The sequence below is a fragment of the Kluyvera ascorbata ATCC 33433 genome, from assembly GCF_000735365.1.
Lineage (GTDB): Bacteria > Pseudomonadota > Gammaproteobacteria > Enterobacterales > Enterobacteriaceae > Kluyvera > Kluyvera ascorbata.
Map to the genome: position 1 here is coordinate 1 of NZ_JMPL01000004.1, position 18,208 is coordinate 18,208.

An 18,208-nucleotide genomic window follows, 5' to 3' on the forward strand; every position below is an offset into this window, starting at 1 on the left:
TACGGCTGCTGACCCTTCCGCTGCCGAACCGCTGACCGATACCGACGGGAACTGATTGAACTGCTGAATAAACGGCGCACCGACGGTTGGCGTTACGGTGACCAGGTTGCTCAGGCGCACCCGCTCACCCTGGTTACTGCGCACAAACAGTTCGCTGATTTGCTCGGCGCGCTCGCGCCACTGCATCTCGTTTTGCATCACCACGTGGTAGACGCGGTTGTTGATACTAAAGTCGCCAGCGCGCGCGCCACCAAAGGCCGTTTGCAGGCTGTTAAAGATGCGAGAAACCGGCACGTCCAGCCTGGCGGCCTGGTCGCGGTCAACGGTTAAGGTCAACTGCGGAACGTTACTGCTCCAGGTGGTGAACACACGGCTAAGCTGCGGATGCTGGTTGGCCTTCATCAGAATGGCGCGCGTCACTTGCTCCAGTTCGGCAGGCGTTTGCCCGGCCTGCGCCAGAATACGCAGGTCGAAGCCCGCAGCGCTGCCAAGGCCCGGAAGCGTTGGCGGCGCAAACAGCATAATGTTGGCTTCCGGCATCGCCATCAACTGATGCTGAAGCTCGCCCATCACCGTCTCCAAAGGTGCACGCTGCGACCAGTCTTTCAACATCAGCGAGATAAAGCCGCCGTTTGAGGCGCTGGTGCCGCTCAGAATGCTAAAGCCAGACACCTGAATCACATCCTCTACCGCCGGATGCGCGCCCAACAATTCGCGCGCCTTCGCCATCACCGCTTCGGTTCGCTCAAGCGAAGCAGACTCTGGCAGTTGAACGTTGGCAAACACGTATCCCTGATCTTCCTGCGGCAGGAAGCCTTTCGGCATGCTGGTAAAGCTGAACGCCACCAGCAGCGCGGCGAGCAAGGTGCCCGCTACCGCCACCAGCGGACGACGGTTCATCCACGCCACCAGCTTGCCGTAGCCGTCGCGGGTGGCATTCAGCCCGAGGTTAAACCACTGAAAGAAACGGGCGGGCTGCTTGAGACGAGGACGCAGCAGCAGCGCGCACAGCGCTGGGGTCAGCGTCAGCGCCACAATGCTGGAGAGCGTCACCGCCGTGGAGAGCGTCACCGCAAACTGGCGATACAGCTCACCGACAATACCCGGCAGCATCGCTACCGGAACAAACACCGCCAGCAGCACCAGGGTGGTGGCAATCACCGGTCCGGCAATCTGGCGCAGCGCCAGCCCGGTAGCTTCCAGGCGGTTCATCCCTTCCGCCATGTGCCCTTCGACGCTTTCCACCACTACGATGGCGTCATCCACCACCATGGTCAGCGCCAGAATAATGGCGAACAGGCTGAGCGTGTTGGCGCTGTAACCCAGCAGGTAGAGCACGGCAAACGTCCCCACCAGCGACACCGGGATCGCCAGCGCCACAATCAGCGTGGCGCGCAGGCTTTGCAGGAACAGGGAAACCACCGCCACAACCGCCAGCAGCGTCAGCGCCAGCGAGGTACCAATCTCTTTAATCGTCGCCGCCACAAAGCGGGTGGTGTCAAACTTCACTTCCCACATCAGATCCGCCGGGAAGCGGCTTTGCAAACGGGTCAGTTCATCCTGCACCACCTTTGCTACCTGTAACGCATTGGCGGTTGGCGTGGGGTAAATCCCCATATACGCCGACTCCACGCCGTTAAGCTGAGCGCTGGAGCTATAGCTGCGCGCGCCAAGCTCAATGGTTGCTACGTCAGACAATCGCACCAGTTGGCCCTGCTCACCGCTACGCACCACGATGCGGCGGAACTCGTCGGCGTCGGTCAAACGCCCCAACCCGTTAATGGTCAGCGTCTGCTGCTGGCCATTAAATACCGGCGGCGTACCGATTTGCCCGGATGCCCCCTGCACGTGCTGCTCGTTGAGCGCCTGGGCGATATCTTCACTGGTGATATTCATCGCGTTCATGCGATCCGGACGCAGCCAGATGCGCATGCTGTAGTCGCGCGCGCCAAACATCTGCACCTGACCGACGCCCGGCAGACGCGCCAGCGCTTCACGCACCTGGGTGCTGGCGTAATTGCTTATCTGTAAGGAGGAGAGCGAGCCTTTTGGGGAATAGAGACTAACCCCCATGAGCAGGTTGCTGGCGCGTTTACGCACCTGCACACCGTTTTGCTGCGCTTCGGTTGGTAGCTGCGCGACCGCCTGGGAGACGCGGTTTTGCACATCAATCGCCGCCATGTCCGGGTCGGTTCCGGCTGCGAAGGTCAGGTTCAGGCTGTAGCCACCGTCGTCTGAGCTGGTCGACTCCATATAGAGCATATGGTCAACGCCGTTCAGCTGTGTTTCCAGCGGCGCGGCAATGGCTTCCGCCACATCCTGCGCGCTGGCGCCTGGCCAACTGGCGCTGACGTTAACCACCGGCGGAGTGATTTGCGGGTACTGCTCCACCGGAATGAGCTTTAGCGCCACCGCGCCAACAAAGGTCATCAGCAGCGCAATCACCATCGCGAAACGCGGGCGACGAATAAAGAACGTCAGCATGCTCTCTCCTTACTTAATTCAGCAGCGTGACGGAGGCACCGTCGGTCAGACGCTGGGCGCCTTCGGTGACAACGCGCTCACCCGCTGTTAACCCCTGCGCGACCGCAAAGGTTTGTCCTTGCTGGCCATCCAGCGACAAACGACGCTGCCCGGCCTTGTTTTCTGGCGTCACGACCCAGCTAAAGTAGCCCTGCGCGTCCTGCTGTACCGCTGCCGCTGGGATCATCACCCGTTCGGCGGCCTCCTGCTGGCGCAGGGTGACCGAAACGTTACCGCCCGGCAGCAATCGATGCTGCGGGTTAGCAAACTCCGCGCGTATCGTCACGCTGGCGGTGCGAGCATCAATACGATTGTCGACCGATGTCAGGACGCCATCTTCACGCTGGCCATCGAGGGTAATTTGCGCCAGCCACGCCGCCTTCAGCGCACGGATATCCGCATGCTGCCCGGCTTTGGTGTAGAACGCCGACTCATCCAGCGCGAAGCTCACGCGGATAGGATCCAACTGCACCACGTCTGCCAGCACGCCGCTGGCTGGGTTAACCAGCGTACCGACGTGAAACGCGCTATGGCCCATGCGCCCGCTAACCGGCGCGGTGATACGGGTGTAATCGAGGGTAATTTGCTGTGCAGAAATCCGGGCTTTTGCCTGCTCAACGGCAGCGGCCGCCACGTCGCGCTGCATCTGCGCGTTATCAACATCGTTGCGGCTGATGGCCTGGCTGGTGTTCAGACTCTGATAGCGCGAGAGCAACTGCTGTGCCTGACGCAGTGAGGCCTGCGCACTTTTGAGCTCCGCCTGCGCCAGCGCTAACGCCGCGCGGGGTTGAGCATCATCGAGGGTAAACAAGAGGTCACCTTTATTGACCTCCTGTCCATCCTGGAAATGGCGCTTCACGATGGCACCTTCGGTACGGGCGCGAATTTCAACGGCGTGAATAGCCTCTACGCGCCCCGGCACCTGACGCTCAGCGGCGTGTGGTGCCTGCTCAACGGTAATCACACGAACCGGTACCGAAGCCAGGGCCGGTGCGCAGGTGGCCAGGCCGCAGGCCAACAGGGCGAGGCGGAAGGTTTTTCTCATGGGGAAGTCCTTGCAGGGCAAGGCCCCCCTCCGACTGGAGAGGGGCTTATCAATTACGATGTGGTTTTACGGAAACGGCGGGTCAGACGTTTTTCCACTTCAACCACCAGGAACATCGCCACACCAATCACCAGCGTGATACCCCAGTAGCGCAGCGGCAGCGCTTCAGTGCCGAACAGCGTCTGCATCAGCGGCAGGTAGATAATCGCCATCTGGAGCAGAAGCAGCACGCCGGTCACCAGCCAGATGCCTTTGTTCTTCAGCAGACCGCTGTTCAGGGAGAAGCGGTCGCTGCTGCGGCAGTTAATCATGTAGACCCACTGCGCGGTTACCAGCATCTGTAACAGCACGGTGCGCACGAACTCGGCGCTGTGGCCGCGCGGTGCCAGCCAGGCCTCAAGGATAAAGGCGGCAATGGCAATCATCGAACCGACGAAGGCGACGCGCCAGACGGCAAAGGCATCCATCACGTGCTGGCCGGTTTTACGCGGCGGACGGTTCATCACGTTACGCTCAGCGGCTTCAAACGCCAGGCCAAAGGAGAGCGTGGCGGAGGTCGCCATGTTCATCCACAGAATCAACACCGGGGTGAGCGGGATGATATTGCCCGCCAGCAGGGCGATGATAATCAGCAGCCCCTGCGCCAGGTTGGTTGGCATAATGAACAGAATCGTCTTCTTCAGGTTGTCGTATACGCGACGCCCTTCTTTCACCGAACTGGCGATGGTCGCAAAGTTGTCATCGGTCAGAACCATGTCGGCGGCCTCTTTGGTCACCTCGGTGCCTTTAATACCCATGGCGATACCGACATCTGCCTGACGCAGCGCTGGCGCATCGTTCACGCCGTCGCCGGTCATGCCGACGATTTCGCCGTTCTCCTGCAACGCTTTCACCAGGCGCAGCTTATGCTCCGGGCTGGTACGCGCGAAAATGTCGTACTCCAGCGCCGCTTTTGCCAGCTCGGCGTCATCCATGTGCTCCAGCTGGTAGCCGGTCATTGCTTCGCTGCTGTTGCGGATCCCCAGCATCTGGCCAATGCTCATGGCGGTCTGCGGGTGATCGCCGGTGATCATCTTCACGCGGATCCCTGCATTCTGGCAGGTATGAATCGCATCAACCGCTTCCGGGCGCGGCGGGTCCATCATCCCGGCAATGCCGAGGAAGATAAGACCTTCCTGCAGGTCGCTGTGGTCGAGGGTTTTCGCCCCCGGCGCGGCTGGCTTAGTGGCCGCTGCCACCATGCGCAGACCCTGGCTGGCAAAGCGCGCCATTTCCGCTTCCCAGTAGCTACGCTCGAACGGCGTAACGCCGCGGGCGGTCTGCTGCTGCTGGCACAGTGCAAAGAGCACGTCCGGTGCACCGGTGACCATCACCACTTCTTCGTCATCCAACTGGAAGTGGGTAGACATGTACTTGTACTGCGAGTCGAACGGGATCTTGGCAATCAGCTGGGTACGCAGCGGCTCAAGGTTGGCTTTGGCCGCCAGCACCTTCAGTGCGCCTTCGGTTGGACCGCCGGTAATGCCCCAGTGGCCCTGCGCGTCCTGAATCAACTGGCTGTCGTTACACAGGTCGATGGTACGCAGATACTTCTCCAGCACGGTGTACGGCTGTACGTTGACCGGCTCGTTGCTGCCTTCCAGGTAAATGCTGCCGTGCGGCTCGTAGCTGTTGCCGTCCACACGGTAGCAGCTGTCGGCGGTGATAATCGCCTTCACGGTCATTTCGTTCATGGTCAGAGTGCCGGTTTTATCCGAGCAGACCACGGTCATCGCGCCCAGGGTCTCGACGGTTGGCAGCTTGCGGATGATCGCCCGCTTACGCGCCATCGCCTGTACACCCAGCGACAGGATAATCGAGATAATGGCTGGCAGACCCTCAGGTACCGCGGCAACCGCGAGGCTAATCAGCGACAGCAGCAGTTCGCCCAAAGGAATGTCGCGCAGCGCCATGCTGAAGACAAACAGCGCGCCCATCATCGCCAGGATAATGGCGAAAATCGCTTTGCCGAGCTTGTCCATCTGCACCAGCAGCGGCGTACGGTGCTTTTCGATACCGGCCATCATCTGGTTGATGTGACCCAGTTCAGTCTCCTGTCCGGTCGCCACGACCACGCCTATGCCGCCACCGGCGCTGACGGTGGTGCCGGAGAACACCATATTGGTACGGTCGCCGAGCGGCAGTTCACCGTGCAGCGCATCGGTGTGCTTATCCACCACGGTGGACTCACCGGTCAGAATCGCTTCTTCCACGCGCAGGTTGTGCGCTTCAATCAGACGCATGTCCGCAGGAATTCGGTCACCCGCGCGCAGTACCACGATATCGCCCGGCACCAGTTCGGTGGTTGCCACCGTCTTATGGCTACCGCCGCGAATCGCTCGCGCGTCGCTGGATAGCATATTGCGGATACTTTTCAGCGATTTCTCCGCGTTGCTCTCCTGGATGTGACCAATCAGGGCGTTAATCACCGTCACACCAAGAATGACAAAGGTATCGACCCAGTGCCCCATCACGGCGGTCAGCGCCGCCGCGGCCAACAGGACATAAATCAGTACGTCGTTGAAGTGTGCCAGAAAGCGCAGCCACGCGGGCTTGCCCTTTTTCTCCGGCAGCGCGTTCGGGCCATAGGTGTTCAGACGCTCGGCCGCATCGTCCATGCTCAGGCCGTCAGGCTGGCTATTCAGATGCGACAGCACCTGCTCGGTGGTCTGCTGGTAGGCGTGCTCATGTGGGTCATAGCCCGCGTGCGGCACGTTTTTATTGTTCATCATTTTCGACATGATAGGTTTCCTTTTAAATTCCTGCTAACGGAAAGCCTGAATTCACTTTCTGGCCAAGGCGACGTCATTGAATAATATCGACGAGCAAAAAATATTTATTAAGCCAAAATATTTTTTGCTTTTTAAATTTCAAAATGACATTAAGTTGATTTACTAATATTAATATTACAGAATGTTCCTAAACCCCATCTAAACGAGGTCATTATGTTTGGAATCTACAGAGGACGCCGCCTGGCGCTGTACATCGCGCTGGCTATCGTGATTGCCACGCTGGTTGGATATAGTACTTATACTTTTGTAAAATTATTATCATGAGCATGACGTTAATTTACGAAAGCTATATTTAATTTAAACCAGAACATTATTTCACTTCTCGGCATGCGATTATTATCGTAGGTCTGGTTATTTATTTTAATTATTCGATAAAAGATCTGTTTAATTAGAAACATTGCGTTCCATTAAAAATTACCGGACAATAATATCTTTAACTAAAGATTAACATGATATGAAGCATCCGCTCGAATCCCTGATGACCGCCGCCGGTATTTTATTGCTGGCGTTCCTCTCCTGCCTGCTGCTGCCCGCACCGTCGCTAGGGCTGACGCTGGCACAGAAGATGGTTGAGACCTTCCATTTTATGGATCTAAGTCAGTTTTACACCGTGCTGTTTTGCGTGTGGTTTCTGGCGCTGGGGACGATTGAGTATCTGGTGATTCGCTATGTGTGGCGGCGCTGGTTTTCGCTGGCGGATTGAATGCGGCGATTCCCCGGCGTCGCTGCGCTCGGCCGGGCTACGGGGCATGAGATTGTTTTGTAGCCCGGGCGAGGCGTTTACGCCGACCCTGGGGCGGAATCAATGCGTCTGCGGACGATGATTCTCTTTGCGGTAAGCACCCGGCGACTGATGAAACGTGCGGGTAAAAATGCGGGTAAAGGTTTGCTGGGAATCAAACCCATACTTCAGACAAATGTCATAAACCTTTTGATTGGTCGTACACAGCTCATCTGCCGCCAGATGAAGCTTCCGGTGGCGAATGTAACGCCCCAGACTCTCCCCTTTATGTTGCAGGAAAATGCGCTGTAAATGCCATTTCGAGTACCCTGCCCGACGGGCAATTTCATCAATGCGCAGTGGCTGATGCAGATTATCGTCAATCCATTCGACCAGTGTGTCGACAACCTGAGTGGCTAATTCGGTCATACACCCCTTCCCCCTCGTTTAACTACAGCCGGTGGTTATTCCCACCAGGCACGGAATGTTTGTGTTGAATCAGCAAGCCATACCGGCTCGCCCTGCATCGGCGTTAACAGCCGATACGCTTTGTCTTTGCTGGCCTGTACCAGACGTTTGTACGGGTCGTCCCAGGTATGTTTTGCCAACACGAAGCGCCCGGCATGTCCCGGCAGCACGCGCTGGGCGTTAAGGTCTGCCGCCGCCTGCGCCGTTTGTTCCGGCATCATGTGGATGTAGCGCCAGTCCTGGTCGTACTGACCGTCTTCCATAATGGCAACGTCAACGCGGCCAAACTGCTCACCAATCGCTTTAAAGTGCGGGCCGTAGCCGGTGTCGCCGCTGTAATAAATGTTCTGTGTAGGCGTCACAAACATAAAGCTCGCCCACAGCGTCTGGTTACGCTTCAGCCCGCGGCCAGAGAAGTGACGCGCAGGCAGCACGTGCACGCTCAGCGCATCGCTGATGGTGACGCTTTCCTGCCAGTCGGCCTCGCTAATCACCTCGTCTTTCATCCCCCAGTAACGCAGGTGAGAACCTACACCCAGCGGCACCACGGCACGTTTGATCTTCGGCATCAGCCCCTTAATGGTGGCGTAGTCGAGATGATCGTAATGATCGTGAGAGATAATCAGCAGGTCTATCTCCGGCATGTTCTCGGCGCGCCACGGGTAGTTACCGGGGAACGCTTTATTCAGAAAAGAGAACGGCGCGGCATAGTTGCTGAATACCGGGTCAATCAGAATGCGCTTGCCAGACAGCTGCAAATACCATGAGGAATGGCCGAGCCAAATCATGGTGTCCTGCCCCAACGGCAGGCTGGCGAGATCGGTCGGGACCATCGGCAGCGGCTGGGTTGGACGGGCATTTTCACGTTTGGCGGTTAAAAACTCCCACCACGCCATCACCATGTTTTTGTCACCGGTAAAGCTAGGCGTTGGCAAGGCGTTCTGGAACGCGCCGTCACGGTAGTTCGGCGAACGTTCAATCTGACTTTTTTCAACCCCTTGCGGTGCCTGGCCAAAACCGGCGTTCAGGACGAAAGGTAAACTTGCGGCACTGGCAATAAGCATGATGGCAACCACACTGATGATAAAAGGTTTCATATCCTGACCCTGGACCAGCTTCATCCAGGAAGCCACACTAAAAAGGTTGATTATGAGTGAGTAGGCACTCATTATAGAAAGACGGGGAAAAAATCGTCAAGCAATTTTCAAAATTTGACAATCGACGTTGAAGTCCCTGGGGTCGGCATGTTTCAATCACGTTTTTTTACAGTCAGAGAGGTAAAGTGTAGTGGCTCGTCCGAAGAGTGAAGATAAAAAACAAGCGTTACTGGAAGCTGCCACCAGCGCCATTGCCCAATCCGGCATTGCCGCATCAACTGCGCTGATTGCGCGCAGCGCGGGGGTTGCAGAGGGCACGCTGTTTCGCTATTTCGCCACCAAAGACGACCTGCTTAATGCGCTTTATCTGCATCTGAAAACCGGCCTCTGCGAAGCAATGAAGGCCGGTCTGGTGGAAACCGAATCGCCAAAAGCGTTCACGCATGGCATCTGGAATAGCTACATCGATTGGGGCGTGCGCAATCCTATCGGGCATCACGCGCTACGACGCATGGCGGTAAGCGAAAAAATTACCGAAGAGACCATCACCCAGGTGAGAGCGATGTTCCCAGAGCTGCAAAAGCTCTGCCAGCGCTCGGTGCGCCCGGTGTTTATGTCCGATGACTTCCGCGCCTTTGGCGACGCGCTGTTCCTGTCGCTGGCGGAAACCACCATTGAATTTGCCAGCCGCGAACCGCAGCGCGCCGATAAGCTCAAAGCGTTAGGCTTCGAAGCGATGTGGCTGGCCCTGGCCGAAGGTGACTAATGGACGGTAAAACGCTGCATGAACGGGCGCACGAGTTTGCGCTGACCCTGCCCTTCTCTGACATCTACTGGCCTTTCGGGCCGGAGTACGATGTTTTCATCGTGGAAGGCAAAATGTTTATGCTCAAGGCTTACCTACGCGGCGAGCCTATCATCAACCTGAAGGTTGACCCGGAGCAATCGCTGCTGCACCAGGCCATCTACCCGCACATTAAGCCGGGCTACCACATGAACAAAAAGCACTGGATTTCGGTCTATCCCGGCGATGAAATCACCGTGGACCTGCTCAATAGCCTGATTGAAGATTCGTGGAATCTGGTGGTTAATAAACTGCCAAAACGGGTGCAACAGCGCGTCCGTCCCGTCTGATTTTCTGCGAAATGCGATAAGTGTTATCGCATTTTACACCCTTCTCATTTGTGACATGGCGCGGTAACCTGCCTGGATTCAACGCACCGATTCGCGGTGCCTTTAATCATTCAGGAGTGTTTATGGATATCGTTTCCGTTGCTAAAGCGCGCTATTCCACCAAGGCCTTTGACGCCAGCAAAAAGCTGACCGCTGAGCAGGCTGCCAGTCTGAAAACCCTGCTGCGCTTTAGCCCGTCCAGCACCAACTCCCAGCCGTGGCACTTTATCGTCGCCAGCACCGACGAAGGCAAAGCGCGCGTCGCCAAATCTGCCGCGGGCGGCTACGTGTTCAACGAACGCAAAATGCTGGATGCTTCCCACGTAGTGGTGTTCTGCGCGAAAACCGCGATCGACGATGCCTGGCTGGAAAAAGTAGTGGATCAGGAAGATGCCGATGGCCGTTTCGCCACACCGGAAGCCAAAGCGGCTAACCACAAAGGCCGCACCTTCTTCGCCGACCTGCACCGTAAAGAACGTCACGACGACGCGCAGTGGGCAGCCAACCAGACCTACCTGAACGTGGGTAACTTCCTGCTGGCGATGGGCGCAATGGGCCTGGACGCAGTCCCTATTGAAGGCTTCGACGCCGACATTATGGACGCAGAATTTGGCCTGAAAGAGAAAGGCTTCACCAGCCTGGTCGTAGTACCGGTTGGGCATCACAGCGTGGAAGACTTCAACAAAGCGCTGCCAAAATCTCGTCTGCCGGAAGAAGCGGTGATTACCGAGATCTGATTTAGCTTTAGTGTCTTCCCGGCGGGGCTTCACTTGGCCGGGCTACAACATTCGAGTAGCCCGGCGAAGAGCCGCCGGGATCGTCTCCGTACTACAACCTCGCTAACACCCCTTCCCCGACTTCATCTACCGGTAAATAGACCAGCAAACGCGAGCCGTTGCGCGGCGCGGAGTACCAGTACATCTGCTGGAGCTGAAATTCGCCGAACTCGGGATGGCGGAACGTTTTAATCTGATTTTCGACGCCGCGGACTTCGTAGCGCTGGTGCCAGAGCGCTTCAAACTCGGCAGAGGCGGCAAAGAAGCGGGCGAGCTTATTCTCCCACGCCGGTTCCCCCCGGTGCTCGGCCATCGCGGCGCGGAAATAGGAGACAAAATTGCCCATCACGTCGGGATTGGCCAGACGGCTACGCCAGCCAGGGTGGGTCAGATACAGGTAGATACAATTTCGTTCATCTTCGGGGATGAGGGAAAAATCAACGCCCATCAGCCGACAAAACGCGTCATTCCACGCCACGATATCGAAGTTCGGTTTCTGAATGCTGGCCGGTTGAGGCAGCAGACTGTCCAGCATACGGCGCGTGCCGGGGCTGATCCCCTCGCACTGGGGTACATTTAAAGATTCCAGCGGCGTTAATCCCGCCAGCACAAACAGATGGCGCGTTTCCAGCTCGCTGCACTGGAGCGCTTCGGCGACCGCTTGCATTACCGCCACCGACGGATTAACCTCGCGCCCCTGCTCAAGCCAGGTATACCAGGTCACGCCAACGTCCGCCAGCATCGCCACCTCTTCGCGACGCAGGCCAGGCGTGCGCCGCCGCCCGCTACGCGGTAGCCCTAACCGCTGCGGGTCGAGACTTTCCCGTCGCGCCCGAAGAAATGCACCCAGCTGCTTACGGCTATCCATCTGCCGTGTCTGCAATACGTCCATTTCACTGTCGCTGATGAGGCTCATGGTATCTCCAGCATAGTAGTGCCAGTACCAGTATAACCAGGAACTGGTACCCGTTTATTTAATCAGGGATGCTACGTCCAATCGCTGAATGACGCAATGGAGTCACCATGAAAACGTCTGCTGTTTCACCCGGTCGCGCGGGGCTTTTCCTGCTGCTTACCGGCCTGATGTTGCCCCAAATCGATACCTCGATTACCAACGTCGCCCTGGATTCCATCACCGAGTCACTGCACGCCAGCCCCACCCAGCTTGAGCTGATTGTGGCGCTGTACGGCGTGGCGTTTGCCGTCTGTCTGGCGATGGGCAGCAAACTTGGCGACAACTACGGTCGCCGCCGCCTGTTTATGTGGGGCGTGGCGATTTTTAGCCTCGCTTCGTTGCTGTGCGGCGTTTCTAATTCGATTACCGCACTGCTTGCCGCCCGTACCCTTCAGGGGGCAGGCGCGGCGCTTATCGTGCCGCAGATCCTCGCCACCCTGCACGTCACGCTGAAAGGTACTGCGCACGCCAGGGCCATTAGCCTCTACGGCGGCATTGGCGGCATTTCGTTTATCGTCGGGCAGATGTTCGGCGGCTGGCTGGTGTCGGCAGATATCGCTGGGATGGGCTGGCGTAACGCCTTCTTTATCAACGTGCCAATTGGCCTGCTGGTACTGGCCTTTAGCCGCCGCTACGTGCCGGAAACCCGCCGCGATGAACACTCAACCATCGATTGGCAGGGCACTTTTAGCCTCGGGCTTATCCTCTGCTGCCTGCTATTCCCGATGGCACTGGGGCCGGAGTTGCACTGGCCGTGGTCAATGCGTCTGATGCTGCTGGCGATTATTCCGCTGCTGTTCTGGATGCGCGCCATCGCGTTGCGCAAAGAGCAGCGCGGCGAGCACCCGCTGCTACCGCCACGCCTGCTGCAGCTTGCCAGCATTCGCTTCGGCATGGTAATTGCGCTGCTGTTCTTCAGCGCCTGGTCCGGGTTTATGTTCTGCATTGCGCTGACCATGCAGTCCGGCCTTGGCATGGCGCCGTGGCAGTCCGGAAACAGCTTTATCGCCCTTGGCGTGGCCTACTTCCTGTCGGCAATGTACGCGCCGAAGCTGATTGCGCGCCACAGCATGGGACGCATTCTGGTCGCCGGGTTAGTGGTACAAATTAGCGGCCTGCTGCTGCTGATGGAGACCTTCCACCACTACGGCCAGGCCACCACCACGCTGACGCTGGTGCCCGCCACGGCGCTGATTGGCTACGGTCAGGCGTTGATTGTGAACTGCTTCTATCGCGTGGGAATGCGCGATATCACCGCCAACGACGCGGGCGCTGGCAGCGCGCTGCTGAGTACGCTGCAACAGGCGACGTTAGGGCTTGGTCCGGCGGTATTTGGCTCACTGCTGTTAATGCTGATGCGTAATCATCACGGTAGCTATCCGCAGGCGATGATCGGTTTTCTCGGCGTGGAGGCGGTGATGATGCTGCTGCTGGCGGTGATTGCCATTGGCCTACGTCATCACTTAAACCGTAGCCCGGCGATGGTAACCTCCTGATTATTAAGTTCCTGTATAGCTGTTTGCATATTATAGCTAGCCTGGTCATTATTAAAGACTGGCTATATAGGAGACGTTATGCAGGAACTCATTTCCCAGATAGAAGAGATGGGCATTGAAATAAACCATACCAATTCGCTTGTGATCATCTTTGGTATTATTTTTCTCACTGCCATCATTGTTCATCTGATTTTACACCGTCTGGTGCTGCGCACTTTCGAAAAACGCGCGCAGGCCAGCAGCCATTTATGGCTGCAAATCATCACGCAGAATAAGCTGTTTCACCGACTGGCGTTTACGCTGCAAGGGATCATTGTCAACGTGCAGGCCGTGCTGTGGCTGCAAAAAGGCAGTGAAGCAGCGGAAATATTAACCACGGTGGCGCAGCTGTGGGTCATGCTATATGCCCTGCTGTCATTCTTCTCGCTGCTGGACGTTATTTTCAATCTGTCGCAGAAACTCTCCTTCTCTTCTCAGCTTCCGCTGAAAGGCATATTTCAGGGCGTGAAGCTGGTCAGCGCTATCCTGATTGGCATCCTGATGATTTCCCTGCTGCTGGGGCAGTCACCGGCGATTCTGATAAGTGGTCTGGGGGCGATGGCGGCGGTATTGATGCTGGTCTTCAAAGACCCAATTCTGGGTCTGGTGGCCGGTATTCAGCTGTCAGCGAACGATATGCTGAAGCTCGGCGACTGGCTGGAGATGCCGAAATACGGCGCCGATGGTGCGGTGACGGATATCGGTTTAACCACGGTCAAAGTGCGTAACTGGGATAATACCATTACCACTATTCCCACCTGGTCGCTGGTCTCTGACTCCTTCAAAAACTGGAGTGGAATGTCAGCATCAGGCGGACGTCGAATTAAGCGCAGCCTGAACATTGATACCACCAGCGTCCATTTCCTCGATGAGCAAGAACAACAGCGCTTAATTCAGGCGCGACTGCTAAAACCGTACATGGACTCTCGCTATCAGGAAATTAGTCTGTGGAATCAGGAATACGGTAGCGATGATTCGGTGCTTAATCTGCGTAAAATGACCAATATTGGTACCTTCCGTGCGTATCTCAACGAATATCTGCGTAACCATCCGAAGATTCGCAAGGATATGACGCTGATGGTACGTCAGTTGGCACCGGATAATAACGGCTTGCCGATTGAAATATATGCCTTCACCAACACCGTTGTCTGGGCAGAATACGAAAGCATTCAGGCGGATATCTTCGACTATATTTTCGCAGTAGTGGAAGAGTTTGGTCTGCGAATACATCAGTCGCCGACCGGTAATGATATTCGCGCCCTCGCGGGCGCTATCGGACAGTAATCACCCCACCTCAGGCGTCTGAATCAGGCCGATAAACTTGTCAGCCAGCGGATTTTTCCGACTGGCTGACCAGGCTACCGCCGTGGTGATCACCTCAATCGTCTGGTCGAGCGGCACCGTCACCACGTTGGCCGGTGACAGACGCTCCAGCGAGTCCGGCACCAGCGCAATTCCCTGCCCACAGCCGACAAAAGCAATCTGTGAAGAGACCGAGCGAACGTGGTGAATAATCCGCGGCGAGAAACCTTCACTACGGCAGGCGGCGGTAATGCTGTCGAAATAAACCGGGCTCAGGTGGCGAGAGAACATCACCCACTCTTCCTGCATCAAATCGCGCAGCGCAATCTGCGACTCGCCGGCCAGCCGGTGCTGGCGGGGTAACGCCACCACCAGTTCGGCGCTGGACAGCGGCAGCAGCGTAATCCCCTCGCCCATTTCCCCGGTGAGGCGCGCAAAAGCGAGATCGATCTCCCCATTTTGCAGTGCCAGTACCGCTTCGGCGCTGTCGATCTCCTTAATGGAAATCACGATATCCGGGTAGCGCGCTTTCATCTTATCAATTAGCGGCGGCAGCACATCGAGCATAGCGGTGCTAATCGCGCCGATAGTCAGCATGCCGGTATGCCCGGCTACCGCTTCGTTTACCGCCAGCTCCAGCCGTTCAACCTGCTCGGCAAAGCGTTTGACCGCAGGCAGGATGGCTAGCCCCACGGGCGTGAGCTGCACATTGCGCTTCGAGCGGTCAAACAGCTGCACCTTCAGCGACTGCTCCAGCACCTGAATCTGCTGAGTTAAGGGCGGCTGGGTCATGCCGAGTCGCTTCGCCGCGCGGCCAAAATGTTTCTCCTCCGCCACCGCGAGAAACAGCCACATATGGCGAATAATGCGAAAATTGATCATCTCTGCATGGCTCCTGTCACCGCTCACATCAATCGATATTAAAAATGTATCAGAGTATTACTTTAATACGATTTTACATATCAGAGAATGACGGCGACGATAGCCACCCCACGAATGCATAAGAAGAGTGACCATGCCCCACGAATTTCACCGCACGCACTTCGCGTTAACGGTACAAGCGACGCCGATGCAGGTGGCCGCCATTCACCGTTCCGGCCCCCGCGAACCGATTGTGTTTCTCCACGGCTTTGGGTCAACCAAAGAAGATTATGCCGATATCGTGCGCCACGCTGCCTTCGACGGGCGGCCGTTTCTCGCCTACGATGCCCCCGGTTGCGGGGAGACGGAATGCGCAAATTTGCAGAAAATCTCGATTCCGTTTTTAGTCGAGACGGCGCTCGCGCTGATTGACCAGTTGGGTTTCCAGCGCTTCCACCTCGTCGGCCATTCCATGGGCGGCCTGACCGCGCTGATGCTGGCGCACGCCCATCCCGAGCGGGTGCTCAGCTTTGTCGACATCGAGGGGAATATCGCGCCGGAAGATTGCTTCCTGAGTCGCCAGGCCGTTGATTATCCCGATGGCAACGACGAGCAGTTTTTTACTGATTTTATCGCCCGGACTCATCAGTCTCCGGCGTGGGCCAGCGCGCTGTATGCCGCCAGCCTCAAGCATAAAGTGCGGGCAGCCGCGGTCAGACCTATTTTTACCTCGATGGTGGACTATTCCGACCACGGCGACCTGATGGCGAAGTTTCTAAATCTACCCTTGCCAAAAATGTTTATGTACGGCGCGCAAAACAACACGCTGAGCTATCTGGCGGATATTGAACGTCGTGGCGTGACGCTTGCAGAAATTCCCCACTGCGGGCATTTCCCGATGTATTCCAATCCAGTTGTGATGTGGCAACGCATCAGCGAACTACAGGAATGGGCACAGTGAAGTTGCATCTCACTTCCCGGGTAGCCGGGTTTTCGCTGGCGATACTCGCGGCGTTCGGCTTTTCGTTTAAGGCGATATTCGTCAAGCTGGCGTATGCGGTCGCACCGGTCGACCCGGTCACGCTGTTGATGCTGCGTATGTCGATGTCGCTGCCGCTGATTGCCCTTACCGCGTGGCCGGTGCTGCGTAAAATGACCACCCTGCATCGTCAGGATTACGCGCTGCTGGTGGTGCTGGGTGTCGCAGGTTACTACGCCTCGGCGATGCTCGATTTTATGGGGTTACAGTATATTACCGCCGGGCTCGAGCGGCTGATTCTCTTTACCTACCCGATGCTGACCATCTTGATTGGCGTCTTTTTTCTCGGCAAAACCTTTGAGAAGAAACTGCTGCTGGCGATGCTGCTCTCCTACGGCGGCATTCTGATTGCCTTTGTGCACGACCTCGGCCTCACCGCCGATAGCCATTCGGTGCTGATCGGCGGTTCGCTGGTGTTTGGCTGCGCGATTACCTACGCCATTTACAACTCCGGGGCGGAGGTGGCTATCGGGCGCATGGGGGCGATCCCGTTTTCGATGCTGGCGCTGCTGGTGTCGATTGCGGCGACTCAGGTGCACTTTTTTGCCACCCGTCCCGTTGCCGCGCTTAATCTGCCGTGGCAGGTGTATGCCTACAGCGCGGGCATGGCGGTCTTTTCCACGGTAATGCCGATATTCTGGCTGTCTTCGGCTATTCATCGCATCGGCGCGGCAAAGGCGGTGCTGATTGGGTTAATCGGCCCGATTCTGACCATTCTGTTTAGCTGGTGGCTGCTGGATGAGCCGCTGTCGGTTGAGCAGCTGCTGGGGACAGGGCTGGTGGTGTGCGGGCTGTTGGTAGTTATCAGGCATTAGGGTAAGGATTGCCGGATAAGCGCAGCGCCATCCGGCAATACTAAAATCAGGCGCTGGCGCGGGGAATAAAACGCCACTCCAGCATCACCCGCTCTGGGGCAACGTCCGGGTTATCAATTTTATTCAGCAGCAGCGTGACCGCTTTAGCGCCAATCTCTCGCGAAGGCTGCTGTACGGTGGTGAGCTGCGGGGAGACCATCTCCGCCAGCTCCGTACCGTCGAATCCGACCACGGCAATATCTTCCGGTACGCGCAGTCCGGCCTGTTCGATGGCGCGAATGGCGCCCGCGGCCAGCGAATCCGAGATGGCAAAGACCGCATCCGGGCGCGGACTCATCGCCAGCAGATTTTTCATCGCCGCCTTGCCCGCCGCCGCACTGAGATCGTCCGCGTATTCCACTGCGGCGAAGTCGAGCCCCTGCTGTTGCAGCACGTCTTGATAGCCCTGCTCGCGCAGACGGGCGTATTTATAGCTTAAATCATGGTTAATCAGGGCAATACGCTGGTGCCCCTGCGCCACCAGGTACCCAACCGCATGCTGGGCCGCGTCAACGTCGTTAATCCCGACACAGGAAACTTCACCGGCATCCGCGTATTCCGCACACTGCACCCACGGCGCATCGCCAATCACCGTGGTCAGCTCCGGCAGGCGGGCAAACGCATCCATGGTGATAATGCCGTCGACCATTTTTCCGGTCAGCAGGCGCAGGCCTGATTTAGAGCGCTCAATATCAGAACCAGAGTTGCACAGCAAAATGCGATAGCCATTTTTCTCTGCTTCCGCTTCGATGCCCTTGACCACTTCCGCGCAGAACGGGTTAGCAATGTTCGATACCATCACCAGAATCATCGAGCTACGCGCCGTCCGTAGCTGGCGCGCCAGCAGGTTCGGTTGATAGTTACTCTCTTTGATAGCCTGAAGCACCCGCTCGCGGTTCTTCGCTTTCACCGTATCGCTGTTGTTCAACACCCGCGATACGGTGGCCACCGACACGCCCGCCAGCTGGGCGATTTTCTGAATTGACATGCTACGCCGTTCCCTGCAATTAACGCTTTGCGTGAAGGCT

General features: G+C 57.1%; 16 protein-coding genes. 8 read left to right on the forward strand and 8 right to left on the reverse strand.

The genetic code is table 11. The features are described from left to right. The 3 genes from GKAS_RS01845 to GKAS_RS01855 all read right to left on the reverse strand — a co-directional run. The coding region (locus GKAS_RS01845) for an efflux RND transporter permease subunit (protein ID WP_035891750.1) at positions 1–2,484 on the reverse strand (2,484 nt) is incomplete at its 3' end. Between the two features lie 13 nt (positions 2,485–2,497). Beyond that, entirely contained in the window at positions 2,498–3,568 is a 1,071-nt protein-coding gene (locus GKAS_RS01850; RefSeq protein WP_035891752.1) for an efflux RND transporter periplasmic adaptor subunit, read from the reverse strand. Between the two features lie 53 nt (positions 3,569–3,621). Beyond that, on the reverse strand, positions 3,622–6,348 hold the full coding sequence (locus GKAS_RS01855) for a cation-transporting P-type ATPase (RefSeq protein ID WP_035891753.1): 2,727 nt from the start codon (positions 6,346–6,348) through the stop codon (positions 3,622–3,624). Positions 6,349–6,853: 505 nt separating this feature from the next. Between GKAS_RS01855 and GKAS_RS01860 the strand changes: the two genes are divergently transcribed. Further along, complete coding sequence (locus tag GKAS_RS01860; RefSeq protein ID WP_035891755.1) at positions 6,854–7,102, forward strand: DUF1158 domain-containing protein; 249 nt, start codon at positions 6,854–6,856, stop codon at positions 7,100–7,102. A gap of 99 nt (positions 7,103–7,201) precedes the next feature. On the opposite strand, the gene GKAS_RS01865 is transcribed toward GKAS_RS01860, so the two are convergent. Then, the gene (locus tag GKAS_RS01865) at positions 7,202–7,549 is read right to left on the reverse strand and encodes a RamA family antibiotic efflux transcriptional regulator (protein ID WP_035891756.1); all 348 of its coding nucleotides are present in this window, start codon (positions 7,547–7,549) and stop codon (positions 7,202–7,204) included. A gap of 35 nt (positions 7,550–7,584) precedes the next feature. Continuing rightward, positions 7,585–8,709 (reverse strand): MBL fold metallo-hydrolase, encoded by a 1,125-nt coding sequence (locus GKAS_RS01870; RefSeq protein ID WP_425590902.1) that lies wholly within the window; start codon positions 8,707–8,709, stop codon positions 7,585–7,587. Positions 8,710–8,875: 166 nt separating this feature from the next. Here GKAS_RS01870 and GKAS_RS01875 point away from each other — a divergent pair, with 166 nt between their 5' ends. From GKAS_RS01875 to nfsB, 3 genes are all read left to right on the forward strand, one after another. After that, positions 8,876–9,451 carry a TetR/AcrR family transcriptional regulator gene (locus GKAS_RS01875; protein WP_035891760.1) on the forward strand — a complete coding sequence of 192 codons (576 nt, stop codon included), beginning with the start codon at positions 8,876–8,878 and terminating at the stop codon, positions 9,449–9,451. Next, positions 9,451–9,819, forward strand: coding sequence for an MmcQ/YjbR family DNA-binding protein (locus GKAS_RS01880; protein ID WP_035891762.1), 369 nt, complete (start codon positions 9,451–9,453; stop codon positions 9,817–9,819). Before GKAS_RS01875 ends, GKAS_RS01880 begins: the two co-directional genes overlap by 1 nt. A 122-nt stretch (positions 9,820–9,941) precedes the next feature. Beyond that, complete coding sequence (nfsB, locus tag GKAS_RS01885) at positions 9,942–10,595, forward strand: oxygen-insensitive NAD(P)H nitroreductase (protein ID WP_035891764.1); 654 nt, start codon at positions 9,942–9,944, stop codon at positions 10,593–10,595. Between the two features lie 91 nt (positions 10,596–10,686). Here nfsB and GKAS_RS01890 read toward each other — a convergent pair whose 3' ends face one another. Further along, positions 10,687–11,526, reverse strand: a complete 840-nt coding sequence (locus tag GKAS_RS01890; protein WP_035891876.1) for a helix-turn-helix transcriptional regulator — start codon at positions 11,524–11,526, stop codon at positions 10,687–10,689. 131 nt (positions 11,527–11,657) lie between these two features. Between GKAS_RS01890 and GKAS_RS01895 the strand changes: the two genes are divergently transcribed. Then, entirely contained in the window at positions 11,658–13,085 is a 1,428-nt protein-coding gene (locus GKAS_RS01895) for an MFS transporter (protein WP_035891765.1), read from the forward strand. Positions 13,086–13,163: 78 nt separating this feature from the next. Continuing rightward, positions 13,164–14,408: a mechanosensitive ion channel family protein gene (locus tag GKAS_RS01900; RefSeq protein ID WP_035891767.1), complete on the forward strand. Its 1,245-nt coding sequence runs from the start codon at positions 13,164–13,166 to the stop codon at positions 14,406–14,408. On the opposite strand, the gene GKAS_RS01905 is transcribed toward GKAS_RS01900, so the two are convergent. Continuing rightward, positions 14,409–15,308 carry a LysR family transcriptional regulator gene (locus GKAS_RS01905; protein WP_035891768.1) on the reverse strand — a complete coding sequence of 300 codons (900 nt, stop codon included), beginning with the start codon at positions 15,306–15,308 and terminating at the stop codon, positions 14,409–14,411. It abuts the gene before it with no gap. A gap of 133 nt (positions 15,309–15,441) precedes the next feature. On the opposite strand from GKAS_RS01905, the gene GKAS_RS01910 reads away from it, so the two are divergent. Both GKAS_RS01910 and GKAS_RS01915 read left to right on the forward strand, forming a co-directional pair. Next, on the forward strand, positions 15,442–16,248 hold the full coding sequence (locus tag GKAS_RS01910) for an alpha/beta fold hydrolase (protein WP_035891770.1): 807 nt from the start codon (positions 15,442–15,444) through the stop codon (positions 16,246–16,248). Then, positions 16,245–17,141, forward strand: a complete 897-nt coding sequence (locus GKAS_RS01915) for a DMT family transporter (RefSeq protein ID WP_246870718.1) — start codon at positions 16,245–16,247, stop codon at positions 17,139–17,141. Before GKAS_RS01910 ends, GKAS_RS01915 begins: the two co-directional genes overlap by 4 nt. Before the next feature lie 46 nt (positions 17,142–17,187). Here GKAS_RS01915 and GKAS_RS01920 read toward each other — a convergent pair whose 3' ends face one another. Further along, entirely contained in the window at positions 17,188–18,168 is a 981-nt protein-coding gene (locus GKAS_RS01920) for a LacI family DNA-binding transcriptional regulator (RefSeq protein ID WP_035891772.1), read from the reverse strand. Positions 18,169–18,208: the final 40 nt, after the last annotated feature.